This window comes from Pseudomonas wayambapalatensis (assembly GCF_049942315.1).
GTDB lineage: Bacteria > Pseudomonadota > Gammaproteobacteria > Pseudomonadales > Pseudomonadaceae > Aquipseudomonas > Aquipseudomonas wayambapalatensis.
Map to the genome: position 1 here is coordinate 1 of NZ_JBNFMU010000228.1, position 26,139 is coordinate 26,139.

At 65.1% G+C, this 26,139-nt stretch carries 24 protein-coding genes and 1 pseudogene; 10 read left to right on the plus strand and 15 right to left on the minus strand.

What is annotated here, in order from left to right; genetic code table 11:
- The first annotated feature begins 261 nt into the window (after window positions 1–261).
- Window positions 262–1,755 carry an aldehyde dehydrogenase family protein gene (locus tag ACPZMI_RS21690; RefSeq protein WP_426353040.1) on the plus strand — a complete coding sequence of 498 codons (1,494 nt, stop codon included), beginning with the start codon at window positions 262–264 and terminating at the stop codon, window positions 1,753–1,755.
- An 83-nt stretch (window positions 1,756–1,838) separates the two neighbouring features.
- A complete protein-coding gene (locus tag ACPZMI_RS21695; RefSeq protein ID WP_426353041.1) occupies window positions 1,839–3,152 on the plus strand; it encodes an alginate export family protein in 1,314 nt (437 codons plus the stop codon).
- Window positions 3,153–3,208: 56 nt separating this feature from the next.
- Here ACPZMI_RS21695 and qhpG read toward each other — a convergent pair whose 3' ends face one another.
- The 4 genes from qhpG to ACPZMI_RS21715 are packed head-to-tail and all read right to left on the minus strand — an operon-like array spanning window position 3,209 to window position 8,817.
- Complete coding sequence (gene qhpG / locus ACPZMI_RS21700) at window positions 3,209–4,549, minus strand: flavin-dependent monooxygenase QhpG (protein WP_426353042.1); 1,341 nt, start codon at window positions 4,547–4,549, stop codon at window positions 3,209–3,211.
- Window positions 4,503–5,180: a subtilisin-like serine protease QhpE gene (qhpE, locus tag ACPZMI_RS21705; protein ID WP_426353043.1), complete on the minus strand. Its 678-nt coding sequence runs from the start codon at window positions 5,178–5,180 to the stop codon at window positions 4,503–4,505. Before qhpE ends, qhpG begins: the two co-directional genes overlap by 47 nt.
- Entirely contained in the window at window positions 5,170–6,903 is a 1,734-nt protein-coding gene (locus ACPZMI_RS21710; RefSeq protein WP_426353044.1) for an ABC transporter ATP-binding protein, read from the minus strand. Before ACPZMI_RS21710 ends, qhpE begins: the two co-directional genes overlap by 11 nt.
- A gap of 3 nt (window positions 6,904–6,906) precedes the next feature.
- Complete coding sequence (locus tag ACPZMI_RS21715) at window positions 6,907–8,817, minus strand: sigma-54-dependent Fis family transcriptional regulator (RefSeq protein ID WP_426353045.1); 1,911 nt, start codon at window positions 8,815–8,817, stop codon at window positions 6,907–6,909.
- Window positions 8,818–9,114: 297 nt separating this feature from the next.
- On the opposite strand from ACPZMI_RS21715, the gene ACPZMI_RS21720 reads away from it, so the two are divergent.
- The 5 genes from ACPZMI_RS21720 (at window position 9,115) to alkB (ending at window position 15,469) form a co-directional block, all read left to right on the plus strand.
- Complete coding sequence (locus ACPZMI_RS21720) at window positions 9,115–10,461, plus strand: hypothetical protein (RefSeq protein WP_426353046.1); 1,347 nt, start codon at window positions 9,115–9,117, stop codon at window positions 10,459–10,461.
- Between the two features lie 32 nt (window positions 10,462–10,493).
- The gene (locus ACPZMI_RS21725) at window positions 10,494–12,728 is read left to right on the plus strand and encodes an Ig-like domain-containing protein (protein ID WP_426353047.1); all 2,235 of its coding nucleotides are present in this window, start codon (window positions 10,494–10,496) and stop codon (window positions 12,726–12,728) included.
- 16 nt (window positions 12,729–12,744) lie between these two features.
- Window positions 12,745–13,215 carry a curlin gene (locus ACPZMI_RS21730; protein WP_186719453.1) on the plus strand — a complete coding sequence of 157 codons (471 nt, stop codon included), beginning with the start codon at window positions 12,745–12,747 and terminating at the stop codon, window positions 13,213–13,215.
- 16 nt (window positions 13,216–13,231) lie between these two features.
- Window positions 13,232–14,677, plus strand: coding sequence for a curlin (locus tag ACPZMI_RS21735; protein WP_426353048.1), 1,446 nt, complete (start codon window positions 13,232–13,234; stop codon window positions 14,675–14,677).
- A gap of 147 nt (window positions 14,678–14,824) precedes the next feature.
- Window positions 14,825–15,469: a DNA oxidative demethylase AlkB gene (gene alkB / locus ACPZMI_RS21740; protein WP_186664532.1), complete on the plus strand. Its 645-nt coding sequence runs from the start codon at window positions 14,825–14,827 to the stop codon at window positions 15,467–15,469.
- A 44-nt stretch (window positions 15,470–15,513) separates the two neighbouring features.
- Here the strand turns inward: alkB and ACPZMI_RS21745 are convergent, their stop codons facing one another.
- From ACPZMI_RS21745 to ACPZMI_RS21755, 3 genes are read right to left on the minus strand one after another with little or no spacing between them, the layout of a single operon-like run.
- Window positions 15,514–16,449, minus strand: a complete 936-nt coding sequence (locus tag ACPZMI_RS21745; protein ID WP_186719455.1) for a peptidylprolyl isomerase — start codon at window positions 16,447–16,449, stop codon at window positions 15,514–15,516.
- A complete protein-coding gene (locus tag ACPZMI_RS21750; protein ID WP_186664528.1) occupies window positions 16,446–16,916 on the minus strand; it encodes a YbjN domain-containing protein in 471 nt (156 codons plus the stop codon). Before ACPZMI_RS21750 ends, ACPZMI_RS21745 begins: the two co-directional genes overlap by 4 nt.
- The gene (locus tag ACPZMI_RS21755) at window positions 16,913–17,212 is read right to left on the minus strand and encodes a hypothetical protein (protein ID WP_426353049.1); all 300 of its coding nucleotides are present in this window, start codon (window positions 17,210–17,212) and stop codon (window positions 16,913–16,915) included. Before ACPZMI_RS21755 ends, ACPZMI_RS21750 begins: the two co-directional genes overlap by 4 nt.
- Between ACPZMI_RS21755 and ACPZMI_RS21760 the strand changes: the two genes are divergently transcribed.
- The gene (locus ACPZMI_RS21760) at window positions 17,211–18,218 is read left to right on the plus strand and encodes an aldo/keto reductase (protein WP_186664524.1); all 1,008 of its coding nucleotides are present in this window, start codon (window positions 17,211–17,213) and stop codon (window positions 18,216–18,218) included. The genes ACPZMI_RS21755 and ACPZMI_RS21760 overlap by 2 nt on opposite strands.
- Before the next feature lie 58 nt (window positions 18,219–18,276).
- On the opposite strand, the gene ACPZMI_RS21765 is transcribed toward ACPZMI_RS21760, so the two are convergent.
- On the minus strand, window positions 18,277–19,434 hold the full coding sequence (locus tag ACPZMI_RS21765; protein ID WP_426353050.1) for a hypothetical protein: 1,158 nt from the start codon (window positions 19,432–19,434) through the stop codon (window positions 18,277–18,279).
- 260 nt (window positions 19,435–19,694) lie between these two features.
- Here ACPZMI_RS21765 and nemA point away from each other — a divergent pair, with 260 nt between their 5' ends.
- Entirely contained in the window at window positions 19,695–20,801 is a 1,107-nt protein-coding gene (nemA, locus tag ACPZMI_RS21770; protein ID WP_186710500.1) for an alkene reductase, read from the plus strand.
- A gap of 64 nt (window positions 20,802–20,865) precedes the next feature.
- Here nemA and ACPZMI_RS21775 read toward each other — a convergent pair whose 3' ends face one another.
- The 3 genes and pseudogenes from ACPZMI_RS21775 to ACPZMI_RS21785 all read right to left on the minus strand — a co-directional run bounded on the left by ACPZMI_RS21775 (window position 20,866) and on the right by ACPZMI_RS21785 (window position 22,209).
- Window positions 20,866–21,141 carry a DUF6555 family protein gene (locus tag ACPZMI_RS21775; protein WP_186664519.1) on the minus strand — a complete coding sequence of 92 codons (276 nt, stop codon included), beginning with the start codon at window positions 21,139–21,141 and terminating at the stop codon, window positions 20,866–20,868.
- Between the two features lie 128 nt (window positions 21,142–21,269).
- Window positions 21,270–21,425 (minus strand): annotated as a pseudogene (locus ACPZMI_RS21780) (con-10 family general stress protein); the annotation flags it as partial.
- A gap of 232 nt (window positions 21,426–21,657) precedes the next feature.
- The gene (locus ACPZMI_RS21785) at window positions 21,658–22,209 is read right to left on the minus strand and encodes an ATP-dependent Clp protease proteolytic subunit (protein ID WP_186664515.1); all 552 of its coding nucleotides are present in this window, start codon (window positions 22,207–22,209) and stop codon (window positions 21,658–21,660) included.
- A gap of 214 nt (window positions 22,210–22,423) precedes the next feature.
- On the opposite strand from ACPZMI_RS21785, the gene ACPZMI_RS21790 reads away from it, so the two are divergent.
- A complete protein-coding gene (locus ACPZMI_RS21790) occupies window positions 22,424–23,335 on the plus strand; it encodes a LysR family transcriptional regulator (RefSeq protein WP_426353051.1) in 912 nt (303 codons plus the stop codon).
- A gap of 22 nt (window positions 23,336–23,357) precedes the next feature.
- Here the strand turns inward: ACPZMI_RS21790 and madM are convergent, their stop codons facing one another.
- Genes madM through ACPZMI_RS21810 form a run of 4 tightly spaced genes read right to left on the minus strand, consistent with a single transcriptional unit; the run spans window position 23,358 to window position 26,138 of the window.
- Window positions 23,358–24,122, minus strand: a complete 765-nt coding sequence (gene madM / locus ACPZMI_RS21795; protein WP_426353052.1) for a malonate transporter subunit MadM — start codon at window positions 24,120–24,122, stop codon at window positions 23,358–23,360.
- Window position 24,123: 1 nt separating this feature from the next.
- Window positions 24,124–24,546, minus strand: a complete 423-nt coding sequence (gene madL, locus ACPZMI_RS21800; RefSeq protein ID WP_288377350.1) for a malonate transporter subunit MadL — start codon at window positions 24,544–24,546, stop codon at window positions 24,124–24,126.
- A gap of 60 nt (window positions 24,547–24,606) precedes the next feature.
- Window positions 24,607–25,527 carry a malonate decarboxylase subunit epsilon gene (gene mdcH, locus ACPZMI_RS21805; RefSeq protein WP_288377349.1) on the minus strand — a complete coding sequence of 307 codons (921 nt, stop codon included), beginning with the start codon at window positions 25,525–25,527 and terminating at the stop codon, window positions 24,607–24,609.
- Entirely contained in the window at window positions 25,524–26,138 is a 615-nt protein-coding gene (locus ACPZMI_RS21810) for a malonate decarboxylase holo-ACP synthase (protein ID WP_426353053.1), read from the minus strand. The genes mdcH and ACPZMI_RS21810 overlap by 4 nt, the downstream gene beginning before the upstream one ends.
- Window position 26,139 lies beyond the last annotated feature (1 nt).

Genomic DNA, 26,139 nt, shown 5'->3' on the forward strand with positions numbered 1-26,139 from the left:
CTTTTCGCGGGCAAGCCCGCTCCTACGGGTTGGTGCAGGATTCAATATCTGTAGGAGCGGGCTTGCCCGCGAAAAGGCCAGCGCGGTCTACCTGTTTCACCACCGTCTCACACCGTCTCAATGTGCAACAGCACAGCCCCGCAATCCACCCTGTACACCAACACAAAAATCAAACTGATCAATGACTTAAATCCGCAAGGCCACCTTGGCACGGCCATTGCGCCGCCCTTGCCACACTCCTATGACAAGAGGCACCGCCCCATGCTTTCCGACCTGCCCATCCTGCCCGCCACCCAGGCGTTCCTCGCGCGCAAGCTGAAGATGCGCATCGGCGCCGACTGGCAGGACGCCGCCAGTGGCCGCACCTTGAGTTTCCGCAATCCGGCCACCGGCGAGATTCTCGGCGAGGTTCCCTCGGCCGACACCGAGGACGTCGACCGTGCCGTGCGCGCAGCCCGCCAGGCCTTCGACGACTCACCCTGGAGCCGGATGCGCCCACGCGAGCGGCAGAACCTGCTGTGGCGCCTGGCCGACCTGATGGCGCGCGATGCCCGCGAACTGGCCGAGCTCGAATGCCTGAACAATGGCAAGAGCGCCAACGTCGCCCAGGTCATGGACGTGCAACTGGCCATCGACTTCCTGCGCTACATGGCCGGCTGGGCTACCAAGATCGAGGGCAGCACCGTCGAGGCTTCGATGCCGCTGATGCCCGACGAACAGTTCCACGGTTTCATTCGCCGCGAAGCGGTCGGCGTGGTCGGAGCCATCGTCGCCTGGAACTTCCCCCTGCTGCTGGCCTGCTGGAAACTCGGCCCGGCGCTGGCCACCGGCTGCACCATGGTACTCAAGCCTGCCGACGAAACCCCACTGACGGCGCTCAAGCTCGCCGAGCTGGTCGATGAAGCCGGTTACCCGGCTGGCGTGTTCAACGTGGTCACAGGCACCGGGCTCAACGCTGGCGCCGCCCTCAGCCGCCATCCGGGCGTGGACAAGCTCACCTTCACCGGCTCGACCGAAGTCGGCAAGCTGATCGGCAAGGCCGCGATGGACAACATGACCCGCGTCACCCTCGAGCTGGGCGGCAAGTCGCCGACCATCGTCATGCCCGACGCCAACCTGCAGGAAGCCGCCGCTGGTGCGGCCACGGCGATCTTCTTCAACCAGGGCCAGGTGTGCTGTGCAGGATCGCGCTTGTATGTGCACCGCAAGCATTTCGACAATGTGGTGGCCGACATCGCCGGCATCGCCAACGGCATGAAACTCGGCAGCGGCCTGGACCCGGCGGTGCAGATGGGGCCGCTGATCTCCGCCAAGCAGCAGGACCGGGTCAGCAGCTACATCGCCTTGGGCCGCGAGCTCGGCGCGACCATCGCCTGCGGCGGTGAAAGCTACGGGCCGGGCTACTTCGTCAAACCGACGGTGCTCGTCGATGTCGACCAGCGCCATCGCCTGGTCCAGGAAGAGATCTTCGGCCCGGTGTTGGTGGCGATGCCCTTCGACGATATCGACGAGGTCGTGCGCATGGCCAATGACAACCCTTACGGGCTGGGCGCGAGCATCTGGTCGAACGACCTGAGCGCCGTGCATCGAATGATTCCGCGCATCAAGTCCGGTTCGGTCTGGGTCAACTGCCACAGTGCGCTGGATCCTGCGCTGCCTTTCGGTGGCTACAAGCAATCGGGCGTCGGCCGGGAGATGGGCGCTGCGGCGATCGACTACTACACCGAGCTCAAGTCGGTACTGATCAAGCTCTGAACCTGAGCTGCGCCGGCCTCTTCGCAGCGTTGCCGGCAAAGAGGCCGACTTCCTGAAAACAACAAGAAAACATGGAGCACACCATGAGGCATCCGCTCGTCTGCACGCTGGCCCTTCTGCTGGCCGCCCCCCTTACCCAGGCCCACGAGCTCTACAACCAGGATGGCACTGTCCTCAACGCCAACCTCGAGGCCTTGTTCGGCATCTTTCACAGTGACGAAAGCTTCAACCAGGCCGGCAACCGCAAGCCTGGCAGCAGCAACTGGCGCGAGGGCTACGTCAAATATGGCCTGAGCGCGAGCCAGACGTTGGCCGACAGCGGCTCACTGTACGGCGCCTTCAGCCTGCTCAGCTCCGCCACCTGGGGTGACGGCGATGCCGCGGGCCTGACCCTGGGGGACGAACGCCGCACGGCCGTTGAGGATGCTTATCTTGGCTGGCGCTCGGGGACGCTGTTCCCGCTGCTGGGTGAAGACGGCATCGATATTTCCGGCGGCCGCCAGGTGGTCACCTTGGGGGATGGCTTCCTGATCCAGGGCGACCCCGTCAACCTCGGCAAGGTCGACCTGGGTGCCAATTTCAACCGCGGCGGCGCCTACTACCTGGCGGCGCGCAAGGCCTTCGACCGCACCGCCGTGCTGCGCCTGGGCGGCAGCCAGGGCTGGCGTGGCGACCTGATGTGGCTCAAGTCCGACAACCACTACCAGGCCGACAGCGCCATGGCTGTCGCCAATCTGGAGCACGTCGGCGACGCAGGCACCCTTGGCCTGAGCTGGATTCATGGCCTGGATGTGGACCGTCGCTATGCCCAGATCATGGGCCTGGAGCACCGCGATGGCATGGACACCGTCAGTCTGCGCGGACGCGGCAACCTCGGTGTCCAGGACCTGGAGGTGGCCGGCGAGTACGTCACCCAGGACCAACGAGGCACACGTGAGAACGCCTGGTACCTGGAAGGCAGCTGGACCTTTTCGCAACTGCCATGGACACCCACCGCCAGCTACCGCTACAGCCGCTTCTCCAAGGATTTCGACCCCTTGTTCTACGGGCTCAGCCGGGGTTACGGCACCTGGTTCCAGGGTGAGGTCGCCGCCAATTATGCCGGTCCTTTCAACACCAACACCCAGGTCCAGCATGTGGGCTTGAAGGCCAAGCCTCGCGACAACCTGACCCTTGGCGCGCTGTACTTCGACTTCGACACGCTGGACACCGACCAGGGAAATGTCGGCGGACGAGAGCTGGACCTGTATGTGGAGTGGATGGTCAACGATCACCTGCTGATCAGCCCGGTGCTGGGCTTCTACAAACCCGAGCGCAGTGCCGACAGTGGCGGCATGCAGCTGGGTAGCCGGGATACCGGGACCTACCTGCAACTGGTGATCGGGACTTTCTTCTGAGCCTTCGCCAAGCGTCGTGCAGGCGCTTGGTTACTCGCAAAAGCAATACGCGGCCCTCAGCGATAACCCTGCTCCAGTAACCAGCGTCGCACCATCGCTTGAGCTTGCTCAGGCTGGTCCGCCAGCACCTCGACCAGGCTAGAACCCGCCTGCAGGGCCCGTACCACCGGTGCCAGTTCAATGCCCTGCAGGTGCCATACACCCAGCGGCTGGTCAGCCGTTACCACTACCTCGGCCTCGTCCACCCAGCCTTCGCGCAACACCGGCCTGCGTTCGACTCGAACCGTCTGCCAATGCGCGGCCTGGTGCATGGCCTGGTCATCAGGCCACCGCTGACGTGGCACCCAGAACCCCGCGCCGGCATGCTGCTGTTCCAGCCGGTAGAAATCCCGTCCCGTACGGGCAAAACGTAGGAACAAGTGCTCCACCCGTTGCTGGTGGAAGCGCTGCGCCAAGGCCGCCCGCTCCGGCCGCCTCAGCAAGGTGTTGATCACCACCGGCGCCTGCAAGGCCGACGACAGTGACTGGAAGATCCCGTTGCCCGACAACGGATCGACGGCCATCGCCGCATCCCCCACCCGCAGCCAGTCCGCGCCGGCACACTCGCCGGCAAGAATCGCCGTACTGCTGCGGGCATGCACCTGAGCGGGCTCTAGCGCGCGTGCATCGAACAACTGCGCGACCCCTGGCGACTGCCGGCGCCGGGTCGCGCAATACTCACCCAGTGCCGCCTTGCCCGGCAGCGAGGCCACGCTGGCATCAAGGGTGATTTGCCAGTAGCAGCGCCCGTCTGCCAGACGCGCCATCCATGCCCAGCCATCGTCGAGGCTTTCCACTGCAGAGGCCGGCGTGCCGCCTGCCGTCGATTGCCAGAGGTTGAGCAGGCTGATGGTTTCCGGGCCGCGCAGGCGGCTGGCAGGCAGCGGGGCCTGGCGACCACGGGCTTCGACCAGGAAATCGCCTTGCAGCACCTGGCCGTCGTCGAGCCGCGCCCGGTATCGTCCCTCCTGCGTCAGCTCGCGGACACGCCCCTGAACGAGATTCACCCCGGCGCGCAGCAGATCCTCGCGCAGCGCCCGATCGAAACATGCCCGATCAAGCAGGAACTCCTGATTCATCTGCAGCCGCTCGCCGTTCCATTGCACCTGACGCGCGGCAGCGATCGTCGCCACTGCGAGTGCCAAGCCAAGCCCTGCATGGTGCAGGCCGTCCAACACGCGCTGCGACACTCCTTCGACGGCATCGAAACGACGCCAGTCCGACACCAGCGTGACCGTATAGCCCATGCGCCGCAGGCCTATGGCGGTTGCCGCCCCGGCAGGGCCTGCACCGAGCACGAGGATGTGCGGATCACGGCTCATCGACACCTCGACGCTCAGGCCCGACGAAGGCCGCATGCGCTTGCAGCCAGGCACGTAGCTGTGCAGGTTGCAGCTCGGGATGCTCGCGCAGCAATGCGCACATTCGCCCGGTCAAGGCGGCACATGCCAGGCTGGCCCCCGCCTGGGCATTGCCCCCCACCGGCGCGCCAAAGTCGGCCTGCGCCGTGCCCAGCCATGACCACTGGCCTGCGCTGCACCGGGCGTCGCCGGTGATGCGCAGCACGTTCGGGTAGCTGGCCGGATACACCGGCGCACCCCGGGCCGGGCTGGAAGCACACAACACGACGCCGGCAGCCTGGGCGGCGGCGCAGGCCTGGCGCAGCACTGGGCGGTCCTGCTGCAGCCCCAGGCTCATATTGACCAGGGTCGCACCCTGCTCCACCAGCCACAGCAAGGCGGCAGCCACCTGCAAGGCGCTGGTGCGCGGTTGGTCGCTGAACACCTGGGCCAGCAGCACCGGTGTATCACCGGCCCCCTCGCGCAGGCACTCCAGGACCGCACGGCCATGGCCAAGGGTGTCAGGTAGCGCTTCGCCCTCCTGGAGCAGTCCGTCTTGCAGCCAGAAACGCCGCGCGGCCAGCACCGTCGGCATTTGCGGCGACGTGCAGCCGCTGTCGATCACCCCCAAGCGCAGATCAGCGACCATGGTCGGCGTGCACCCGTTCCAGAACCCGCAACTGGCCGCCCTGCAGTTGCAGATGCAGGTCTGCATCGGCCAGGGTCGACGGCCTGTGGCTGATGAGAATGCGCGTGCGCCCGGCAAACAACTGATCGATGGCGGCAATCACTTCGCGCTCGGTCGCCTCGTCCACTGCCGAAGTGGCTTCGTCCAGTACCAGGATCGCTGGATCCTGCAGCAAGGCACGGGCGATGGCGATACGTTGTTTCTGCCCGCCGGACAACTGCTGGCCGCGCTCGCCGAGCGCGCCATCGAGCCCCATCGGCAGGCTTTGCACCAAGCCCTCCAGACGGGTCAGGCGCACCACCTGTTCCAGCGCGGTGCGGCTGACATCAGGTGTGCTGTAGGCGAGATTCTGGGCCAGGGTGCCGCGAAACAGCACGATGTCCTGGCTGACCACGGCGATGCGGCGGCGCAGGGCGGCCAGGTCGAGCTCGCGCAGGTCGACACCGTCGAGCAGGATGCGCCCATGATCCGGGTCGTAAAAACGCTGCAGCAGGTCGATCAGGGTCGACTTGCCCACTCCGGAGGCGCCGCTGATGGCCACCTTCAGCCCACCGCCGACGGTGATATCGACCTGATCGAGCACCGCCCCTTGGCGGCCCTCGTGGGCAAAGCCTACGCCTTCCAGGCGCAGCTCACCTGGCCCCTCGGGCATCGACCTGGGCACCTGCGGCTCGCTGACCGCCACCGGTTCGCGCTTGAGCTCCATGACCCGGCCCAGGCTCACCGCCATCCGCTGCACCGCGACATACAGGCCAAGCAAGCTCTGCACCGGCCCAACGGCCATGCCCAGGTAGGTGGAGAAGGCGATCAGCGCACCCAACTGCCACGTGCCCTGGATCACCCACCAGCCACCCACCAGAAAGGCACAGGCGCGGCACCACGAAGTCAGGGTGCCGGGCACGGCCTGGGTGAAGAATTCGGTGATCTGCACCTTGAGCAGTTGCTTCATGTAGCCCTGCCCCAACTGATCCAGGCGCCCCGCTTCACGGCCCTGCTGGCCGGCGGCCTGGATGAACTTCATCGCAGGCAGCGTCTCGACCAGGAACGACGACACGTCCGCCGAGCGCTCACGCAGGCTGCGCACTTCGCGCTCGACCTTGCGCCGCATCCAACGCAGCCACAGCACTTCGATCGGTACGAGCAAGGCCAGCAACAATGACAGTTGCCACGACAACATCAGCATCAGGGCCACCGCGCCCAGCAGGCCGATCACGCTGGAGACGGCCGCGAACAGCGAATCCACGGCAAAGCGCTGGATTTCGGCGACATCGCCGTCCAGGCGCGAAAGGATATCGCCCGTGCGGCGGCGCCCGTAGAACGTCGGCGACAATTGCTGCAAGTGTCGGTAGAGGTCATCGCGCAAGGCGAACAGGATGCGCCCTGACAAACGCGTATGCAGGTAGCGATTGCCCCCCGACAGCACGGTCCCCAGCACCCCGGCACCGATCATGAACGCTGCCATGTGCCAGAGCGTCTGGTAATCGCGGGCGAGCAAGCCATCGTCGATCAAGGTCTTGATCAGCCAGGGCTGGGCCAGGGCCAGCAGCGAAGCGAGCAACGACAACCCCAGCAGCACGGCGATGGCCCGGCGCTGGGGCCGCACGAAGCCATACAGCCAGGCCAGGGCCTGGCGCATGAGCACGGGGTCGCCAGACTCGATCAGGCGCGAGAACACTCCGCCCATGGTCTAACCGCGCAACTGCTTGAGTTTGCGATACAGCGTCGCGCGGCTGATGCCCAGCGCTTCGGCGGCGGCCGATACATTGCCCTGGTGACGCGCCAGGGCGCCACGGATCAACTCCAGTTCATTCTCGCGCAGGCTACCGGCCACAGGGGCGCCACTGGACAACTCGTCGAGCAGGCAATCGGTCAGGTGATCGAGCCCGAGTATCTGCTCACCCTCCTCGCGCATGGCCAGCGCGGTGCGCAATACCATTTCCAGTTGGCGGATATTGCCCGGCCAGTCGAAGCCTTCGAGCAGGCAGGCCAGTGCCGGATCGAGGGTGACGCCTCGGGCACCGAGCTTGTCCAGCACCCCTTCGATCAGGGCCCCGAGGTCATCGCGCTCGCGCAAGGCCGGCAGGCGCAGGGATACGCCGTTGACCCGGTAGTACAGGTCTTCGCGAAAGTGCTGCTCGGCCACCAGCCGCTTGAGATCGCGGTGCGTGGCACAGATGATCGCCACGTCGATGTCCTGTTCCTCGCCAGCCCCGAGCGGCGCCACGCGACGCTCCTGCAGCACGCGCAGCAGCCGCGCTTGCAGGGCCAGTGGCATGTCACCGATTTCGTCGAGGAACAAGGTACCGCCATGGGCCTGCATCAGCCGACCGACCATGCCGCCGCGGCGCGAGCCGGTAAACGCGCCGTCACGGTAGCCGAACAGCTCGGACTCGATCAGCCCTTCGGGAATCGCCGCGCAGTTGACGGCCACGAACGCTTTGTCCGCACGCGGGCTGGCCTGGTGCAGGGCGCGCGCCACCACTTCCTTGCCTGTCCCGGTTTCCCCCAGCAGCAGCACCGGCAGGCCGTTGACCAGGCCCTGGCGAGCCATGCGCAAACCCCGCGCCAGACGGCTATCGCCCGCGCCCAGTGCATCGAGCGCCGGCGACTTGAGCGCAGCAACAGGCTTTGTCGCGACGGTCGCCCCCAGGTTGCCATGCCGAGGCAGTTGCAGCACCCGAACGAAGAACTCCCCTTTGGCAGTCTGCACACTGCTCATCCCGCCTTGCCACAGGCGGTTGAGAAAGGCCGGCGAACGCTCGCCGAGCAAGTCGCTGCAACGGCGGCCGATCAAGCCAGGGCGTGGCAGCCCGAGCAATTGGCAGGCATTTTCGTTCGCCGCCATCACCTCACCATCAAGGCTCAGGGCCAATAGCCCATGCCAGGCACTGCCCAGGTACTGTGGGCGACTGTGGAACGCCAGCACCAACTGCTCGGGGTGGTACAGGCCGAACAGCCGACTCTCGATGTTGCCGGCGGCAAGCATCAGGGTCGAGAGGCTGTCCTGGGGCTGGCTCATCACCCCTTCGCGGGTAATGTCGAGTACACCGATTACCTCGCCGCGAGGGTCGCGCAGAGGGACCGAAGTGCAGGAGAACGGGCTGAGGCGATCGAGGTAGTGTTCGCCACAGTTGATCAGGGTGGGCCGCCCTTCGACCACGGCGGTGCCGATGGCATTGGTGCCGCGCAATGCCTCGCTCCAGCAACTGCCGGGGTGCAGGTCGCGCAGGCCATTGCGGTTGAGCACATGGGTCTGCCCTTCGATGGCCAGCACGTTGGCCTGGGCGTCGCCGAGGATGATGATTGCGCCCTTGCCCTGACGCTCGACCAGGTAGTCGAGCTCGGGCGTGACGGCATCAATCAGTGTGCGGTTGAGTTCGAGCAGCGTCTGCAGGTTCTGACCGTGCTCGATGCCAAGGCCGACCTGCTCGCCTTGCAGGCAGTCCAGGCCATGGCCGTGGCTGCGCCGCCATGAGGCATCGATCTCCTCGCGCAGCATGCCCGAAGGCAACTTGCCCTCGTTGGCCAGGTGCAGGCGGACCTGGCGGGATTGCTGCATCGGGTCGTGGGCGTCTGTTATGGGTGATTGTCGCGCCATCGTTTACTCCAGCTGTACCCCGGAACTCTGCGCAGTGTGCGTCAGCGTGCCGTATACGTAAAGCGGGGTTCGGCTGTGGATGGCAGCGACCCAGGCCACAGGGGTTGCCCAGGCCTCCCCAATTCCCCAAAGCTGGGGTTATCCGCCCATCGAATACTCCGGCATTCACTTTTGCGCTCACCCGCCAAAGCCACGCCCCACAAGCCCTGCAGCACACTTCAAGCAAGCTGGCACAACTGTTGCCGATCCCTGTGCAGACGCCCCAAACCATGGGCCCGTTTGCAGGAGGATCTGCTCATGCACCGACCGACGCCCCACCCACTGGCCATGGCGATCTTCGCCGGCCTGATCCAGCTACCGGCCCAGGCTGCGCTGTACGCGGTCGATACCGGCCCCTACAACCTCGCCAACGGCAACTTCGCCGCCTGGTATCAGGACAGCCATGGTCGAGTCCTCGACCTGTGCCTGTCCAAAGCCGTCAGCTCACGGGTTGCCGGCGCGCCGGGAGCGCCTTCGTACATGTGCACGTTGCTGCCGACCCCGGGCGTCTTCGATGACACCCAGCCCATCCAGTTCCCCAGCAACTTCCCTGACGAAGCCTTCTGGTTCACCGCCGATGCGGCCATCGTCGACGCTGCGCGCGGCATCGACCTGAGCTACGGCACGGCCATCGAGGCAGCCTTCAGCGCCGAGGAGCCGGTCGAAGGCGATCAGGTCAGCTTCGCCCGGGTACGCATCCGCGTCGATGTGCCGGTTGCAGGCACTTACGTGGTCACCCACCCCTACGGCGTCGAAGTCTTCGACGTACCGGCCGCTGGCCGCCGCGCGATCAACATGACCCGCGACATCGGCATCGGTTCTCCAGCCGACTTCAGCGGCGCGCTCAAAGGCGATGTCGGGCCGTTCCTGCGCAGCGTCAACGGGCCCTACACCGAGACCAATCCCGGCAGCGGAGCCAGCGAACGCTACATCGGCGACCCGAACCTGGAAGAGCCGGTCACCGGCAGCCCGTTCAACACCAACTTCGTGCGTATCGAAGGCCCGAACGGCATCGACCTGCGCACCGAGTTGTTCGCCGTGTCCGGCAAGCTGTCGACGATCAACCGCCCGACTCCACTGATCCCGCTGCGCAGCACCTATTCACGGCACACCGAGAACGGCGACCTGCGCGCCCAGCAGGATGTCTTCGTCATGGCCCCGCCAGCACCGGCCACCGTCACCCTGAGCAGCCAGACGCCCACACTGGCACTGGGCGAAGCCAACGGCACCGGCGCCTGGTACGCCCAGTCGGCGCTCAACCCGAGCCTGCCGCTGACCCTGCAGGTGACCGCCGACAACAGCCTGGCAATCGCCACCAGCACACCGACCACGGCGCCCATGAGCCTGACCGACCTGGTCACCATCAGCCGCGCCGAGTACAGCCTCGCCAGCGGTCAACTGACGCTGGTCGCCAGCAGCAGCGACGAAACCACCCCCCCGGCCCTTACCGCGCACACCGGCAACGGCGCGCTGATCGGTAGCCTGTCGGGCAACGGTGCGCTGAAGACGCTGACCACCGGGCTCTCGCCAATCCCGCCGGCCAAGGTGCAAGTCACCAGTGCCCAGGGCGGCAGCGACAGCGAAGACGTGGAGCTGGTGCCATGAACAGACAGAAGCCCCGCCTTCAAGGAGGCAGCATGAACACTTGGCCACGCCGGGCGCTGTGCGCCGCCGGGTTCACCCTCACGCTCAGCAGTGCGGCCTGGGCCGCGCTCTCCGAGGTCGACCCCGGGCCCTACACCTTTGCCACCGGGGGTTACCCCATGTGGTACAAGGATTCGGACAACCTTTCGCTGGAGCTGTGCCAGTCGCGCGCCACCAGCAGCCGCGCACCGGGCGCGCCGGGCGCACCTGCCTACATGTGCACCTTGCTGCCCGAACCCGGCGTCTACGACGACGCCCTGCCCCTGGTGTTCCCGGACAACTGGCCACCGGAGATGTTCTGGTTCCTCGCCGAAACCGACATTCCGCAGGTGGGCAACAGCGGCTACGAGCTGGAAGTCTATGTCGCCGGCCTTGAAGCCGCCTTCGCGGCCGAGAACCCGGTGAACGGCGACCAGCAGAGCTTCGCCCGCATCCGCATCCGCGCCTCGGTGCCGCGCACCGGCACCTACACCATCACCCACCCCTATGGGGTCGAGACGGTCAACGTGACCACCGCGGGCCGGCGCGCGATCAACATCACCCGCGACATCGGCATCGGCGCACCGGGCAACTTCAGCGGCGCACTCACTGGCAACCTCGGCCCATTCCTGCGTGGCGTCGGTGGCCCCTACAGCGAGGTCAATCCGGACACCGGTGCCACCGAGACCTTCATCGGCGACCCCAATCGCGTCGAAGCGGTCACCGGCAGCCCGTTCAACACCAACTTCGTGCGTATCCAGGGCCCGGCCGGCACGATCCAGACCAACACCTTCACCGTCTCCGGCAAGGTGCTCGATCAACGCCAGCAGACCCCCGTGGAACTGCAGCGCGCCACCTACCAGCGCAATGGCGCCGGGACCCGCGTCGAAGTGTTCGCCATGGCGCCAAACAGCGCCAGCCTTTGCCTGCGCAATGGCCTGGCACTGGTCGGCACGCCGCCTTCGCCCTGCCAGTTCAGCCTGACGCCGGACAACAACGGGTTGTTCTTCAGCCAGCAACTGAGCCAGGCCGCGCCACCGCCTGTGGTGGTGGTCACCGCCAGCAGTACCGCTGGCACCACCCGGCCGACCGCGCTGTCGAGCAAGCTCACCGATGTGGTCAAGGTGCGCACGGCACGCTACGACTGGGCCAACAAGCGCCTGCTGATCGAAGCCAGCTCCAGTGACGAGGTGCAGGTCCCCGACCTGGTCGCCCAAGGCTTCGGCCGCCTGTCCAAGAGCGGCACCTTGCAGAGCCTTACGGTCAGTGACCTGACCCAGCCCCCTGCCAGCATCACCGTCAAGTCCGCCCATGGCGGCAGTGACGTCGAGCCGGTGACCGTGGTCGGGGCAGCGCCTGTCGCCGCCGAGAACCAGCCTCCCGTGGCCCAGGCCGACAACGGCAGCACCAGCGTCGGCGTACCGCTCACCCTGAACCTGCTGGCCAACGACAGCGACCCGGACGGCAACCTGCCACTGACCATCACCGACCTGAGCCAGCCAGGCACCGGCCTTGGCTCGGTGGTGCTCAACGGCACCACCGCCGTGACCTACACCCCACCACCAGGCGCCAGCAACGCCTTCGTCGCCACCTTCAGCTACCGCGCCCAGGACGCCAAGGGGCTGAAATCGACGGCAGCCACAGTCACGGTCAACGTCGCCCCGAACCAGCCACCGACCGCCGTCGCCGACAGCGCCGCCACCTTGGGTGTACCGCTGACCCTCGACGTGCTGGCCAACGACACCGATCCGGAAGGCAACCTGCCGCTGGCCATCGCCAGTGTCACCCAGCCCATTCCGGCCGGACGCGGCACCGTCAGCAGCAACGGCAGCGTCATTACCTACACGCCGCCAACCACCGTCAGCGCACCGTTCACCACGACCTTCACCTACGTCGCGCGTGACGCCATCGGCGCACTGTCGAGCCCTGCCACGGTCACGCTGCAGGTTTCGCCGCGCCCCGCCCAGGAGACCTTCGCCGTCACCGCGGCGACCGTCACGGCGCGTTCCAACAATCGCTTCAACTGGGACATCAGCGGCACCTCTTCGGTGACCACCGGCAACACCATCACGGTACAGGTGACCACCCCGGACGGCCTGGTGACCCTGGGCAGCACCACGGTGCCGGTGACCGGACGCTGGCGCCTGGCCGTGAGCAACAGCACCACGGTGATCCCGACGGCCAACCCGACGGCGACCATCCGCAGCAGCCAAGGCACCGTGCGCACCGTGCCAGTCACCGTGCAGTAGCGCGAAGGAGAACGCCATGCACCTGCTCCCCCTGCTGCTCGGCCTGACCCTGGTCACCCCGCTCACCTGGGCCGACGACCTGATGGACAACGCCGACCTGGTCGCTGGCAACGACCTCGGCGAGCCCGTGATCGTTCGCGTACTGCCGGCAGGCGCCGGCCAGGTGGCCTCGATCGAGCAGCAGGGTACGGGCAACCGCGCCCTGCTCGGCCAGGACGGCCAGGCCCTGCTGGGTCGTATCGTCCAGGCCGGCGGCGCACAGGAGGCGTTCATCCTGCAGGAAGGCAGTGACCTGATGGCCACGATCAGCCAGCAGGGCCAAGGCAACAGCGCCTCGATCCGCCAGAGCGGTAGCCACAACAGTGCGCAGATCGAGCAGATCGGCAACGACAACAGTGCCCTGATCCAGCAGAACGGCTCGGGGCTCAACAGTGCCGTGACCCAGGCCGGCAACGGCCAGCACGTACAGATCACCCAATACCGATAGACCTGGAGGCACCACCATGTACAAGCTCGCACCCTTGAGCGCTGCCATTACCCTGGCCCTGGTCGGCCAGGTCATGGCCGACGACAGCACCTCGACCCAGACCCAGCAAGGCGCGCAGAACATCGCCGAAGTCCTGCAGACCTTCGCGCCCTTCGCCTCGGTGACGCAGAACCAGGCCGGGCACGACCACAACCACCTGGCGATCCAGGACACCAGCACCAGCCATGTCCAGCAAAGCGCCACCGGCTCGTTCAACGCAGGCTACGCCGAGCAGTTGTTCGAGAACGGCAGCCAGATCACCCAGCAGTCCGGAGGCAGCCTCAACGACAGTTTCGCCAGCCAGTCGGTCGGCGAGAACAACCAGGCGCTACAGACCCAACAGGGGACGGGCAACCGCTCGATCATCTGGCAGGACACCCAGCTCGGCAGTCAGGCCACCACGATGCAGTGGGGCGAACGCAACGAAGCCACCGTCGAGCAACTGTTCGGCGGCACCAACAACCAGAGCCTGATCATGCAGGGCGGCAGCGACAACCAGGCCGCCGCCGAACACATGACCCATGAGAACGGCAACATTGCCATCTACCAGGAGGGCAAGCAGAACTGGGCGTACGGCGACCAGCGCGACGGCCAGGGCGGCACCATCGGCATCAGCCAGACCGGCACCGGCCACTCGGTGGAAGTCTGGCAAGACAACCAGGCCCACAGCCAGGCCAGCGTGCTGCAGAACGGCCAGCTCAACGAAGGCTACATCGACCAGAGCTTCGGCCAGGATAACCTCGCCATGTTGAGCCAGAGCGGTCGGGGCAACGCCAGCTGGTCCGATCAGTTCGAAACCACCCAGTCGGTGACCAGTATCAGCCAGACCGGCAATGCCAACCTGCACTTCACCTACCAGACCGGCGACAACCACAACCTGAGCATCCAGACCAATGGCGTCGGCAACAAGGTCATGGCCAGCAACTGGAAGGGCGAGAAATCCGGCGGGCAGTTCGGTAGCAGCCAGCGCGCCGAGATCAACCAGCAAGGGGTGATGAACACCGTCAACTTCACGCAGGAAGGTGCCAACCAGCTGGCGCGCCTGAACCAGAACGGCAACCGCAACCAGATGCAGACCCACCAGGCCGACAGCAACAACGAGCTGTATTTCGAACAGAACGGCAGCGACAACCTGCTGATCGCCGACCAACGCGGCACCGCCAACTATGCCGAGGGCCTGGCCGCGGGCAATGGCGGCAGCATCACCCTCGAGCAATCGGGCGGCGGCAACCAGAGCTACACCTACCAGCTGTATGGCAGCGGCAACCAGGCGAGCATCAAGCAGACCGACAGCGTCAACGTCGCGTATGTGACCCAGGGTGGCAACGGCAACCAGGCGTTCGTCGACCAGAGCGGGGCCAACATGAACGCCACCATCAACCAGATCGGCAACGCCAACAGTGCGACCGTGACCCAGCAATAACCGCTCCCCCCTTGGACCGTGGCGGCCCGCTCCCGGGCGCCGCGGTTCCTTTTTCGATCCCGGGATGTCGTAGCCCACCGATCATTCGGCATGGGCTGGCCGAGCCAACAGCGATACAATCCAGGCTTACCCACGCCAGTGCTCCCCATGATCCAGTCCGACCTCGACCTTTTCGGTTCTCAACCGCAATCTCTGGCCAGCCAGGTCATGCTGTTGCCAGGCTTTGCCCTGCCCGAGGTCGAAGCCCTGCTCGATGCCCTGCGCCCGGTGTTGCGCGCGGCGCCGTTCCGACACATGCAAACCCCCGGAGGGCTGCACATGGCCGTCGCGCTGAGCAATTGCGGCAGCCTGGGCTGGGTCAGCGACGCGCGTGGCTACCGCTACAGCCCGCTGGATCCGCTGAGCGGCAAGCCCTGGCCGGCGCTGCCCGAGGTGCTGTTGACGCTGGCTGCGCGAGCCGCTTCCCAAGCTGGCTTCGAAGGGTTCGTGCCGGATGCCTGCCTGGTCAACCACTACCTGCCCGGTACACGCCTGAGCTTGCACCAGGATCGCAACGAGCAGGATTTCAGCCAGCCGATCGTGTCGATTTCGCTGGGGCTGCCCGCGGTCTTTCTGCTCGGCGGCATGCAGCGCAGCGACCGACCGCGGCATGTGCCGCTCAGTCATGGCGATGTCATGGTATGGGGTGGCGAGGATCGCTTGCGCTTTCATGGCGTGCTGCCGATCAAACCGGGCAAGCATGAGCGAATGGGGGAACGGCGGATCAACCTGACCCTGCGCAAGGCGGGTTGAGCGAGCGTACCGAATGCAGGTTCGGCACACTCACTCCAGCAGCATCAGCGACTGGCCTCCAGCACCTGATTCAATGCCGCCCCGTCGATACTCAAGGTCGCCGAATCGAACATGCCGTTGACGTAATTGCGCACCAGTTGCTCCTGACGTTGTGCCCTGAGCAGTTGGGTCAGTTGCGGTGTCACCTCCTCCAGGGTTGCCGCCCGCGCCGGTTGCTGTTCGACCAACTTGATGATGTGCAGGCCTGCGGCACTGCGCACTGGTTCACTTACACCATCGACCTTGAGCCGAGTCACCACCTCGCGCACTTCAGGTAGCAACTGGTCGAGCGCCTGCAGCCCGGTGTCGCCGCCCTGGGCAGCAGTGCCGGTGTCCTGGGAGTGCTCGCGGGCGAGCGTGGCGAAATCGCCATCGCGTGCCTGCTTGGCCAGGGCCTGGGCCTGCTTGACCACTGCCTCATCGTCCTTGGGCTTTTCGACCCGCAGGAAAATCTGGCTCAAGCGATAGCGTACCGGCAGGCGCAGTTCGTCCTTGTTGGCTTGGTAAGCCTGCTCGAGCTCGGCCTGGCTCGGGTAGTCGTCAGGCACTCGCGTGACCGACGCGAGGTAGTCGCGCAAGACGATCTGCTCGCTCAGGGCGCGAGTCTGCGCCTCGACGTCCGGACGCTGTGGCCAGCCCTTGGCTTCGGCTTGGCGATACAACGCCTTTTCTGCCAGACGTGCGCGGATCCACGCCTCCAGTGCCGGTCTATCGCCACGCAGGTGCTCGCGAGTCGGCTCCGGCAACTGCGCAAGCAAGGTCTTCAGTTCGTCGCTGCCGACCTTCTGCTCGCCCAGGCTGGCCAACACAGGCCCTTTGACCTCGGTCGCAGCCGGGTGCGCTGCGGCCACCGGCTCCTCCCCCGGACGCAGTACCAGGGCGACAGCCACCGCAATGACGGCCAGCGCACCCGCGCCGGCCCAGAAGGTGCGGGAGGTCACGAAGCAGTCGCCGCGCTGGTCGCCTGTTCGGTCTGGTCGGCGACATTGCGGCTATAGTCGCGCAGGTAGACGATGAACTCCTGCAGCAGGCGATCCCACAGCACCAGGCTGCCCAGCAGATGCTTTTCGCTGACGCCATCGGCAACCACCACGTCTTTTTCCATCACCAGGAACTCGCCCTGCACCGACAGCCGGGCGAAACGACGGCTGGCGTTCCAGCGCTCGGCCAGCCCGGCCGGCAGCTCGCCCTGGATGCGCAGCGCGCAACTGAAGGTAAAGTCGAGGAACTCGCCCTCCTGGCCATTGGCTCGATTACCGAACCGTACTGCGTAACCCACGCCCTGGCTGGCGCTGAGCAGCTGCACAACGGCATTCTGCTCACTACGATTGACCCGGCAGCCGGCGTCCTGCAGCAGCTTGGTCAGGGAATCGGCGCTCACGGTTTCGATCAGGGTGACTTCGGTCATGTGTAGCCTTCCTTGTGGTGATGAAACAGCTCGGATTCATTCACGTGCAGCAGGAAGACGGCTGTAGCGGGGGCTGGCAAGACATCAGCGCTGGCGAAACTCCCTGGCTCTGCGACCGTCCATCTGCAATCGCGCGTGTCGATATCAAGTAGTAGCACAAGGATTGCGCTCGGCCAGAAATTCCCTTCGCCTGGCAACGGTAAATAGCGGCGAACGCCACCCTGCGCCCTTTCAAAGCCCGGTGCTTGTGTGTAAAACGGTCCAACCATCTTCTTCGACGCAAGGACCTCCAGCATGCGCTACCGCCCTCTCGGCCGCTCCGGCCTGCAAGTCTCAGCCCTGACCCTGGGAAGCATGATGTTCGGCGAGCAGACCGATACCGAGGCTTCGCTGCGCATCATCGACCGCGCCTGGGACCAGGGCATCAACTTCATCGACACCGCCGATGTCTACAACGCCGGGCGCTCCGAAGAGATCGTCGGCGAAGCGGTGGCACGCCATCGCCAGGACTGGATCGTCGCCTCCAAGGCCGGCTACGGTCCGGCAGACGGCCTGCCCAACCGCAGCGGGCTGTCACGCAAGCACCTGTTCAATGCGCTGGAGGCAACACTGACGCGCATGGACACCGACTACCTGGACATCTACTACCTGCACCGCGAAGACCACAAGGTGCCGCTGGAGGAGACCGTGCGTGCCATCGGTGATCTGCTGCAGCAAGGCAAGATCCGTTATTGGGGCGTGTCCAACTTCCGCGGCTGGCGCATCGCCGAGATCTGCAACCTGGCCGAGCGCCTCGGGGTGCCCAAGCCTGTGGTGAGCCAGCCGCTGTACAACATCGTCAACCGCCAGGCCGAGCCCGAGCAACTGACCGCCGCGGCCTACCACGGGCTGGGCGTGGTGCCGTTCAGCCCTCTGGCCCGTGGCGTGCTCAGCGGCAAGTACGCGCCAGGCTCGACCCCTGACGCCGGCAGCCGCGCCGGGCGCCAGGACAAGCGGATCATGGAAGTGGAGTGGCGTCAGGAGTCGCTGGCCATCGCCCAGAAGATCCACGCCTACACCGACGCCAAGGGAGTGGGTATCGTCGAGTTCGCCATCGCCTGGGTGCTCAACAACCAGCTGGTCAGTTCGGCCATCGTCGGCCCGCGCACCGAGGCGCAGTGGGAAACCTACGCCGGAGCGCTGGAGGTGAACATCACCGCCGAGGACGAAGCCTTCATCGACTCGCTGGTAACACCGGGGCATGCCTCGACACCGGGGTTCAACGACGTGGCGCATTTCGTCCCGGGGCGCTTGGCGCGCTGAACGTCAGGCAATGGCACTCCGTGAAGAATGTGGCAGGCGGCTGCCGTTGGGGTGCCCTTTATGCGCTGACTTCAAAGTCATCCAAGTTCAATCCGGCGGTATCTTGGATCTGGATCACTTTGATATCTCGAGCCGAGGAAGTGAAGCTGTATTCATCCTGTCCGTTTGCACCCAGGGTCACCGTCCGGGTATCGATCGTCGCCCCCTGCGCGTTCAGGTAGGTGATGTACGCAGTGGTGCTGTTCTGGACGCCGAGCGTAAAATTACAGCGGAAAGTCCTGAAAGTGCCATTAAGTTCGAACCGGACCGTCGCCTGGTTCATACGCAGATAGTTCCCTTTGAGAAGCGGCCAGCCTGACTGAGCTGTCAGAATTATAATATTGTTGCCACTGATCACTCGGCACATGTTCCCTCCCAACATGGGTAGTACCCCACCCGGCCGAACTTCATGGTTATAGGCGTAACTACTGAAGTCGTCCCGGATCACACTGGGGCCCTGAATGATTTCATAAGCGTTTTCACGAAACACTACGCGACTGCGCCCCTGGTCGAAGGAGACTTCGAATCGCAGCGTAATGCGGCTGCCGCCAAGCAATTCCCCAAGCGTCGATAAGGCGATCGTGCTTCTGACAGCTCCCAGCTGGTCAAGTGGTTTGCCGTTCCACACTTGCTGAGTCCATTGGCTGCCATTTGCGTAGGTTCCGCTGTACCTGAGATAGATCAATTGCCCCAGCGTCTGCAGCGGCCAAGCGGCGACAGACACGTTTGCATCGGCTCTGAGATTGATAACATCCAACCTCTCGCCAACGGCTTCTGCGATAGCCGGAACAGGGAGCCTGTCAGCAGTCGGATTCAGCACCTGCAACTGCAGCTCGGCAGACCCTAGGGTCTTGCCCCGCCGCGTCACTTGGTAACTGACGCTAACGGTACTGTTGATACTGGATATGATGTGGTCACTGAGAATGCGGAAAACGACTCTGTTCGAGGTATTGCCGTTTTGCGCCGGATATGACCTGCCGTTGTACAACAGCACAATGCTGTCCTCGGGTTGCATGTCGTACTCGACCAAAGCGTCGGCACCATTCGCCGCATTCAAAGGGTCAAGCACATTGTTGGGGGCCGCGGGAATTTTCACAGCATTTAACTCAAGATCATCACTTACCGTAACCGTAAACTTGAGTGCGGCGGATCGACGCGCTGCTTGATCAGATGTCATCTTGGTGAGCCTCTGAGTTTCCCACTGGGTGTCATTTCGCTGACTGGAGAACATTCTAGGGACTTCACAATGGGTGCGAAACTGACAATTCTGCTAGCTCAAAGGCATCGAGAAGGGGCAGAGAGCCGCTCTGGTGAGCGCCAATGTTTACGCTCTGCCACGCGACATTGGGGAGCGACAAGCGGGGATACCGGTCCCCCCTTTCCCCAATGGGATCGGTATGGTGCTGCTCATCGTCTTTACCGCACCCAGAGGCTTCAATGACACTCGAGCACCTGTTCCGCCCCGTTCATGTCGGCGCCCTTACCCTGCCAAACCGCGTCTTCATGGCGCCCCTGACACGCCTGCGCAGCCTGGAGCCGGGCGATGTGCCCACGCCGCTGATGGCCGAGTATTACAGCCAGCGTGCCAGTGCCGGGCTGATCATCAGCGAAGCGACGCAGATTTCCTTCCAGGCCAAAGGCTATTCGGGATCGCCAGGTATCCACACCGACGCGCAGATCGCCGGATGGCGCCTGGTCAACGAAGGCATCCACGCAGCAGGTGGCCACAGCGCGGTGCAGGTCTGGCACACCGGACGCATTTCCCACACCTCGCTACAGCCCGGCCAGGCCGCGCCAGTCGCGCCCTCGGCATTGCCTGCCGATGCTCGCACCTCGCTGCGCGACGCGCAGGGCAATGTGATTCGCGTCGAGACCTCTGCACCACGGGCCTTGAGCGAAGCCGAAATCGCCGACATCGTCGCTGACTTCGGCCAGGCCGCGCGCAATGCGCAGCACGCAGGCTTCGACCTGATCGAACTGCACGCCGCCCACGGTTACCTGCTGCACCAGTTCCTCTCGCCCAGCGCTAACGTACGTGAGGACCGCTATGGCGGCAGCGTCGAGAATCGCGCGCGGATCGTGCTGGAAGCGGTAGACGCCGCCATCGCCGCCTGGAGCGCCGATCGCGTGGCGATCCGCATCTTCCCGCTGGGGCCGTTCAATGGGGTCGACAACGGTGAAGACCAGGAAGCCGCGGCGTTGTACCTGATCGGCGAACTGGCCAAGCGCAACCTGGCTTATCTGCACCTGTCAGAGCCGGATTGGGCAGGCGGCAAACCGCTGCGTGACGAATTCCGCGAAGCCATCCGTGCGGTGTATCCAGGGGTGATCGTCGCGGCTGGCGGCTACACCCCGGAAAAAGCCGAGGCGCTGATTGCACGGGGGCTGATCGATGCCGTCGCGTTCGGGCGTAGCTATATCGCCAACCCGGACCTTGTGGAGCGCCTTCAGCAACAAGCGCCTTTGAACGAGCACCGCGCGCAGTTCGATTACGCCAACGGTGCCGAAGGCTATACGGACTACCCTGCGCTACGCCGGGCGTAACATCAGAGCCTCTGCAGGCGCGGGCATGCCCGCGTCTGCAGGTGGGGGCTTTTTCGCAGCGGGTTCAACCAGTCACCACGGTGCCTGGCGCGCCTTGAGGAAGTGGAGCCTTGCCACCGGACAAGCGCCAACTCACCCCGGTAACGCCATAACGCTCGGCCATCGGGCGGCTTACCTTTCTGATCTTCTCCCGTCCGAACTTCGGAATGATCCCGACCCCTGCATCACAACTGGCCCAATGCCATGCCTCGGCATTGTCCATTCGCTCCGATCGAATGATGAAACTGCGCGCCTCGGCGTGCAGCGTGTATTCGATGATGTACAACTGTGGAGCTGGCATCACGGGCCTCCTCTTCTCCATGGATGACTTTTGATTGATCAGAGTTTTCCGTGAAGATTCAAAAGATTGTCGAGCTCACTCGAAAACAGCGCCAAGGCTGCTTCGTCAGCGGCTGAGTAGCAGCGCAATCATGGGTTGCGGCCACTGCCGTGGCTGTTCTGGCCACCCCTGCGCCCGGCTTCGGAAGCGCGTGCTCGATCATTGGCGAAGTTGCCCCCGGAATTCTGGCCACCCTTCTGGCCAGCGCGGGAGGCCCGCTCGCGGTCGTTGGCGAAATTGCCAGGATTGGTTTCCTTGGTGCCACCGCGCTGGCTTGGGCGGTCCTGATCGTGTGCCATGTCGTTTCTCCTTTGGCGATCTGTGGCGCAAGGCGCGAATGCGCGCCTTACAAGAGTTCCGAACGGGCGTGTGACGATCTGCTCCATCGCGTTGCAGGGGAACTGACTGGCGGCGCTAAAAGGCAGGGCCATCGAACGCTTGTGCGCGAACCTGTTGGCCGCTGTACAACACGGGGCTTCAGGCGTGCACACTCCACTGCACCATATCCGCAGCGAGCGGCAGGTCATCGATGGCATGGATCATTCCGCTGGCCAGGGCCTCCCGTGGCCCTAGGATGCGTGGATAAGCCATCAGGTAACGCATCACATCCAGGTCCTCGGCCGAGCCTTGCGTACGTTCGGCGACGATCTCGGCATACAGGCGCAAGTCGTAGTCCAGGCTCATGGCGTACTCGGCCATGCGTGCGTGGTCCACCGAGCCGTGCAAGGTCCAATGGAACGGGTGGAAGAGGAACTTGCTGTACTGGCAGGCCGTACGATGGCTGCCTGCAAGAAACAGGATATTGCCCATCGACTCGACCGTGCCGAGGTTATGGGTATGCACGGGCACCGGCTGGCCAAGCAGGAAGTTGTACAGCGTGAAGCCATAGCTGCATTCGCCGCCCATGGTGGCGATGTTGATCTGCAACACCTCGGCGCCCTGCTGCACGGCACGTGAGCAGGTGTTGATCAGGTTGCCACAGGTCGAGGAATTGATCGGGCCAGTGAAATGAATGATGTGTCGGGCCATGCGTACCTCCAGGGGTCGTCCATCCAGGACGATGGTTCAGTCGGGCGGCCGCTGCATTGGGCCCGGCATGCGGTGGAATCGTCCGGCCAGGCAAAGTTCCCCTGAAACACCCCGGCCGGCAGAAACCGTCAGCGTTGCGCCCCTGCGCAGGGCTGACGGGGTCGCGCCGTGCTGTGGCATTATCGACACTCCGACCGCCCGCGAGCGCCTGTGCATGCTGATCGACGAAGAACTGACCTTGAAGAAGCTCGAGACCTTTCTCGCCTTCATGCGCAGTGGCAACCTGGGCCGCGCCGCCAGCGAGCTGTCGACCAGCGCGGTCAGCGTGCACCGGGCGATCCACTCGCTGGAAAACGCCCTGCGCTGCCCGCTGTTCAAGCACGAAGGCCGCCAGCTGATCCCGCTGGAAAGCGCCTATGTGCTGGAGAAAAAGGCCCGGCAACTGCTGCAGGACGCCGAGCAGTTGGTGCGCCAGACCCGCGAGGCCGCAGGTTTCTATGCCGAACGCTTTCGCCTGGGGGCGCTGTATTCGCTCACGGTCAAGACCGTGCCCAAGCTGGTCATGGGCCTGAAGCTGCGCCGCAGCGAGCTGAACATCGACCTCACCCTTGGCTCGAACGTCGACTTGCTGCACCGTCTCAAGAACCATGAACTGGACGCCATCCTGGTCTCGCTCGACGACAGCATCAACGATCCGGCCTGTGAACACCTGGCGCTGTTTTCCGACGATATCTTCCTGGCCGTGCCGACCGACTCGCCGTTCGCCGAGCAGGCCGAAGTCGACCTGGCGGACCTGGCCGACTCAACCTTCATCACCCTTACACAGGGTTTCGCCACCCACCGCGATGGCGCACGAGTCTTCGAACAGGCCGGCTTCGAACCGAAGGTGGCGATGCAAGTGAACGATATCTTCACCCTGCTGAGCATGGTCAGCTCGGGGGTCGGTTATGCCCTGCTGCCGGGCCGTATCGCCGCGGTGTACGAGAACCGTGTGCGCTTGATCGCGCTGCAACCGCGCTACCGGTTGCAGCAGCATATCGGTGCAGTGTTTCTCAAGGCGCGCGAGCGCGAGCCGAACCTGCTGGCGCTATTGGCCGAGTGCCGGATGTACAGTCGCGAAGGTTGAGAGCCCAGGCCGACTGTCCTCCTTATCCCACCAGGCCGCGTACACAGAAGTACAGGATCGACGGCCCCATCAGGCACCCCAGCCCGGTATGGAAAGTGGCGGTCAGCGCACCGTAGGGCACCAATCGCCGGTCCGTTGCCGCCAATCCGGCCGTCACCCCGGAAACGGTCCCGGCCAGGCCGCCGAACACCATCGCCGAGCGCGGGTTGTCCAAGGCCAGCAGGCGTGCCGACACCGGCGTGAACACCATCACCAGGATCGCCTTGATCAGGCCGGTCGCAATCGACAAGGCCATCACGTCGGAGCTTGCCCCCAGCGCCGCCCCGGTCACCGGCCCGACGATGTAGGTCACCGCGCCCGCGCCAATGGTGGTGATGCTGACCGCATCGCGATACCCAAACGCCCAGGCCACCGCCGCACCGACGATGAAGGGCAGCACAGTGCCCAGCAACAGTGCCACCGCACCAATCATCCCGGCCTTGCGCGCTTCGGTGGCCTGCACTTCGAAGGCAGTGGCGACAATGGCGAAATCGCGCAGCATTGCCCCGCCCATCAACCCGATCCCGGAAAACAGCGTGACGTCCGCCAGGCCTTTCTGGCCGCCGGTCAGGTTGCCGCCGATCCAGGCCAGCACCAGGCCGATGACGATGGCGATGGCAGAGCCGTGCACGCGGCCGAAGGTCAGGTATTTGGAGAGTATCACCGATACCCACATCACCGCGCCGACGACGGCGAACGCGGTGATCAGGTCGTTGTGTTCCAGGGCTTTTTCAATGAGCGGCCACATATCAGCGACCTCCCGCAGGTGCAGGCTGCGCCGAGGCTGGCGGCGCCGCGTCGAGCGCCGGCAGCGGCTCGCCGCGATGGCTGCGACTGATCAGCGCAATGGTCGCGCCGCACACCAGCACCGCGCCGACAGCGGCCACCACGGCCACGGGCCCGCCATGCAGGGCAGTGACCACATTCTGCTGGGCCGCCATGGCCACCACCACCGGGATGTACATCGCGCCCCAGAAACCGACCCCGAACTCGCATTCCTTGCTCATGCCACCCTTGCGGTGCATGTACAGCCGCGCACAGATCAGCAGGATCATGGCGATGCCGACCCCGCCCACATTGGATTTGACGCCCAACAGCACGCCCAGGAAGTCGCCGACGATGACGCCGGCCAGCGTGCACACAGCCAGCAGAGCCACACCATAGATGATCATTGTTGTTTTCCTCAGGTTGTATCGAAGTTGTTTGTTGTTGTCCTTCGAGCTACAGCGCGGTCATCGGTTGTCGGCCACCTCCTGACGCAACAGTGCATCGATGCTGTCCGCACGCGTGGATTCAACGCTCAGCACTTTTCCAGGTTCAAAGACTCGCCTCGCCAGGCCAGTGAGTACACTGCCCGGCGGCAGCTCAAGGTGCAGGCGCACACCGCGCTCCCAGGCGCTGCGCAGGGTCGCGCGCCAGTCGACGATCCGGGCCATGTTGCCGGCAAGGTCGTCGCGCAGGCGTGCCGGATCGAAAATCGGTCGTGCCGTGCTGGCGCTGAGGTAGGCGATGCGTGGGCGGCGCAACTCGACCTCGGCGAACGCTGCGGCCAGGGTGGCCGCCGGGGCCGCAAGCAAAGGGCAATGGGACGGCACGCTGACCGCCAGGCGCCGAGCCACGCCCTGCCCCAGGCTGCGCGCACGCGTGGCGACTGCCGCCATCGCGGCGTCGCTGCCGGCGATGACGATCTGGTTGTCGCTGTTGAGGTTGGCGAGGTAGGCCTCACCTCCAACCGCATCCAGCAAACCCTCGACACTGGTCAGGTCGAGGCCGCTCAAGGCGGTCATGCCATAGCCTGTCGGATAGGCCTCCTGCATCAGCTCGCCACGCAGCGATACCAGGCGCACGGCGTCCTCCAGCGCCAACGCCTCGGCGCTGACTGCCGCGGCGTAGGCACCGATCGACAGCCCGGCCACATACCCCGGCGCCGGGCTGCGTTGCATCAGCCAGCGCGCCCAGGCCACGCCGGTCAACAGCAGGCACAACTGCACGGCACGGGTATGGCGCAAGGCCTCGGCGCTGTCGAGCATCAGCACCTGCTCGCCCAGTGCCTCGCTGGCCGCTTCGAGCAGGCCCGAACTGCCCTCTGGCAGGCGATGAAGCATCCCCACCTGCTGGGCGCCCTGGCCCGGGAACGCGAACAGGCTGCTCATGCCGCATCCTCCTGCAGTTGCCACGGATCGCTCACCAGGCGCGCGCCAGCCGCCGACTTGAGCAGCACCCGACGCGCCCCGCTGGCCCATTCACGCAAGGCAACCGCGCCCTGGGGCGTTTCCAGTTGCGCATCGACGCGACAGGCCGCGCCTTCCAACTGTTTCAGCAGTCGAGCGGCCTGCTCACGAGGTATCGACACAGGGGCACGCAGCAGCAGATCAAGATCGCTGCCAGCGTGCAGCACCTCGATCCCCGTCGCGAGCTGGAAACCCGTGCTGCCGGTAGGTCCCCACAGCCACTCGCGATCGTTCAAACAAGCGCTGACCTGCGATAGCGCACGCAAGGCGGGCGACGACAACTCGCCCTCCCCGCGCAGTGCTTCGGGGCTGACCCGGTGCTCGATGTCCGCCACGCGCATCTGCCAGGCAAAACGCTGCTCGCGCCCTCGCCCACGCACCCCGACGGCCACTCCGCCCGGCGCTACAAGAGCCCGGCGCACCACCACCGGCTCGCCGGCCGCCAGCACCGAACGCGCCCAGGCAGGCGCATCGGCAGGCAGCATGGCAGGGGTCATGCCCCAGAGCAGGTCGTGTGGGCGCGGGGCGTACATC

What these genes read in the sequence shown, in the direction of transcription:
- ACPZMI_RS21690 (WP_426353040.1), top strand. Translation starts at nt 262, where the DNA reads ATGCTTTCCGACCTGCCCATCCTGCCCGCCACCCAGGCGTTCCTCGCG.
- ACPZMI_RS21695 (WP_426353041.1), top strand. Translation starts at nt 1,839, where the DNA reads ATGAGGCATCCGCTCGTCTGCACGCTGGCCCTTCTGCTGGCCGCCCCC.
- qhpG (WP_426353042.1), bottom strand. Translation starts at nt 4,549, where the DNA reads ATGCGGCCTTCGTCGGGCCTGAGCGTCGAGGTGTCGATGAGCCGTGAT.
- qhpE (WP_426353043.1), bottom strand. Translation starts at nt 5,180, where the DNA reads ATGGTCGCTGATCTGCGCTTGGGGGTGATCGACAGCGGCTGCACGTCG.
- ACPZMI_RS21710 (WP_426353044.1), bottom strand. Translation starts at nt 6,903, where the DNA reads ATGGGCGGAGTGTTCTCGCGCCTGATCGAGTCTGGCGACCCCGTGCTC.
- ACPZMI_RS21715 (WP_426353045.1), bottom strand. Translation starts at nt 8,817, where the DNA reads ATGGCGCGACAATCACCCATAACAGACGCCCACGACCCGATGCAGCAA.
- ACPZMI_RS21720 (WP_426353046.1), top strand. Translation starts at nt 9,115, where the DNA reads ATGCACCGACCGACGCCCCACCCACTGGCCATGGCGATCTTCGCCGGC.
- ACPZMI_RS21725 (WP_426353047.1), top strand. Translation starts at nt 10,494, where the DNA reads ATGAACACTTGGCCACGCCGGGCGCTGTGCGCCGCCGGGTTCACCCTC.
- ACPZMI_RS21730 (WP_186719453.1), top strand. Translation starts at nt 12,745, where the DNA reads ATGCACCTGCTCCCCCTGCTGCTCGGCCTGACCCTGGTCACCCCGCTC.
- ACPZMI_RS21735 (WP_426353048.1), top strand. Translation starts at nt 13,232, where the DNA reads ATGTACAAGCTCGCACCCTTGAGCGCTGCCATTACCCTGGCCCTGGTC.
- alkB (WP_186664532.1), top strand. Translation starts at nt 14,825, where the DNA reads ATGATCCAGTCCGACCTCGACCTTTTCGGTTCTCAACCGCAATCTCTG.
- ACPZMI_RS21750 (WP_186664528.1), bottom strand. Translation starts at nt 16,916, where the DNA reads ATGACCGAAGTCACCCTGATCGAAACCGTGAGCGCCGATTCCCTGACC.
- ACPZMI_RS21760 (WP_186664524.1), top strand. Translation starts at nt 17,211, where the DNA reads ATGCGCTACCGCCCTCTCGGCCGCTCCGGCCTGCAAGTCTCAGCCCTG.
- ACPZMI_RS21755 (WP_426353049.1), bottom strand. Translation starts at nt 17,212, where the DNA reads ATGCTGGAGGTCCTTGCGTCGAAGAAGATGGTTGGACCGTTTTACACA.
- ACPZMI_RS21765 (WP_426353050.1), bottom strand. Translation starts at nt 19,434, where the DNA reads ATGACATCTGATCAAGCAGCGCGTCGATCCGCCGCACTCAAGTTTACG.
- nemA (WP_186710500.1), top strand. Translation starts at nt 19,695, where the DNA reads ATGACACTCGAGCACCTGTTCCGCCCCGTTCATGTCGGCGCCCTTACC.
- ACPZMI_RS21775 (WP_186664519.1), bottom strand. Translation starts at nt 21,141, where the DNA reads ATGCCAGCTCCACAGTTGTACATCATCGAATACACGCTGCACGCCGAG.
- ACPZMI_RS21785 (WP_186664515.1), bottom strand. Translation starts at nt 22,209, where the DNA reads ATGGCCCGACACATCATTCATTTCACTGGCCCGATCAATTCCTCGACC.
- ACPZMI_RS21790 (WP_426353051.1), top strand. Translation starts at nt 22,424, where the DNA reads ATGCTGATCGACGAAGAACTGACCTTGAAGAAGCTCGAGACCTTTCTC.
- madM (WP_426353052.1), bottom strand. Translation starts at nt 24,122, where the DNA reads ATGTGGCCGCTCATTGAAAAAGCCCTGGAACACAACGACCTGATCACC.
- madL (WP_288377350.1), bottom strand. Translation starts at nt 24,546, where the DNA reads ATGATCATCTATGGTGTGGCTCTGCTGGCTGTGTGCACGCTGGCCGGC.
- mdcH (WP_288377349.1), bottom strand. Translation starts at nt 25,527, where the DNA reads ATGAGCAGCCTGTTCGCGTTCCCGGGCCAGGGCGCCCAGCAGGTGGGG.
- ACPZMI_RS21810 (WP_426353053.1), bottom strand. Translation starts at nt 26,138, where the DNA reads ATGTACGCCCCGCGCCCACACGACCTGCTCTGGGGCATGACCCCTGCC.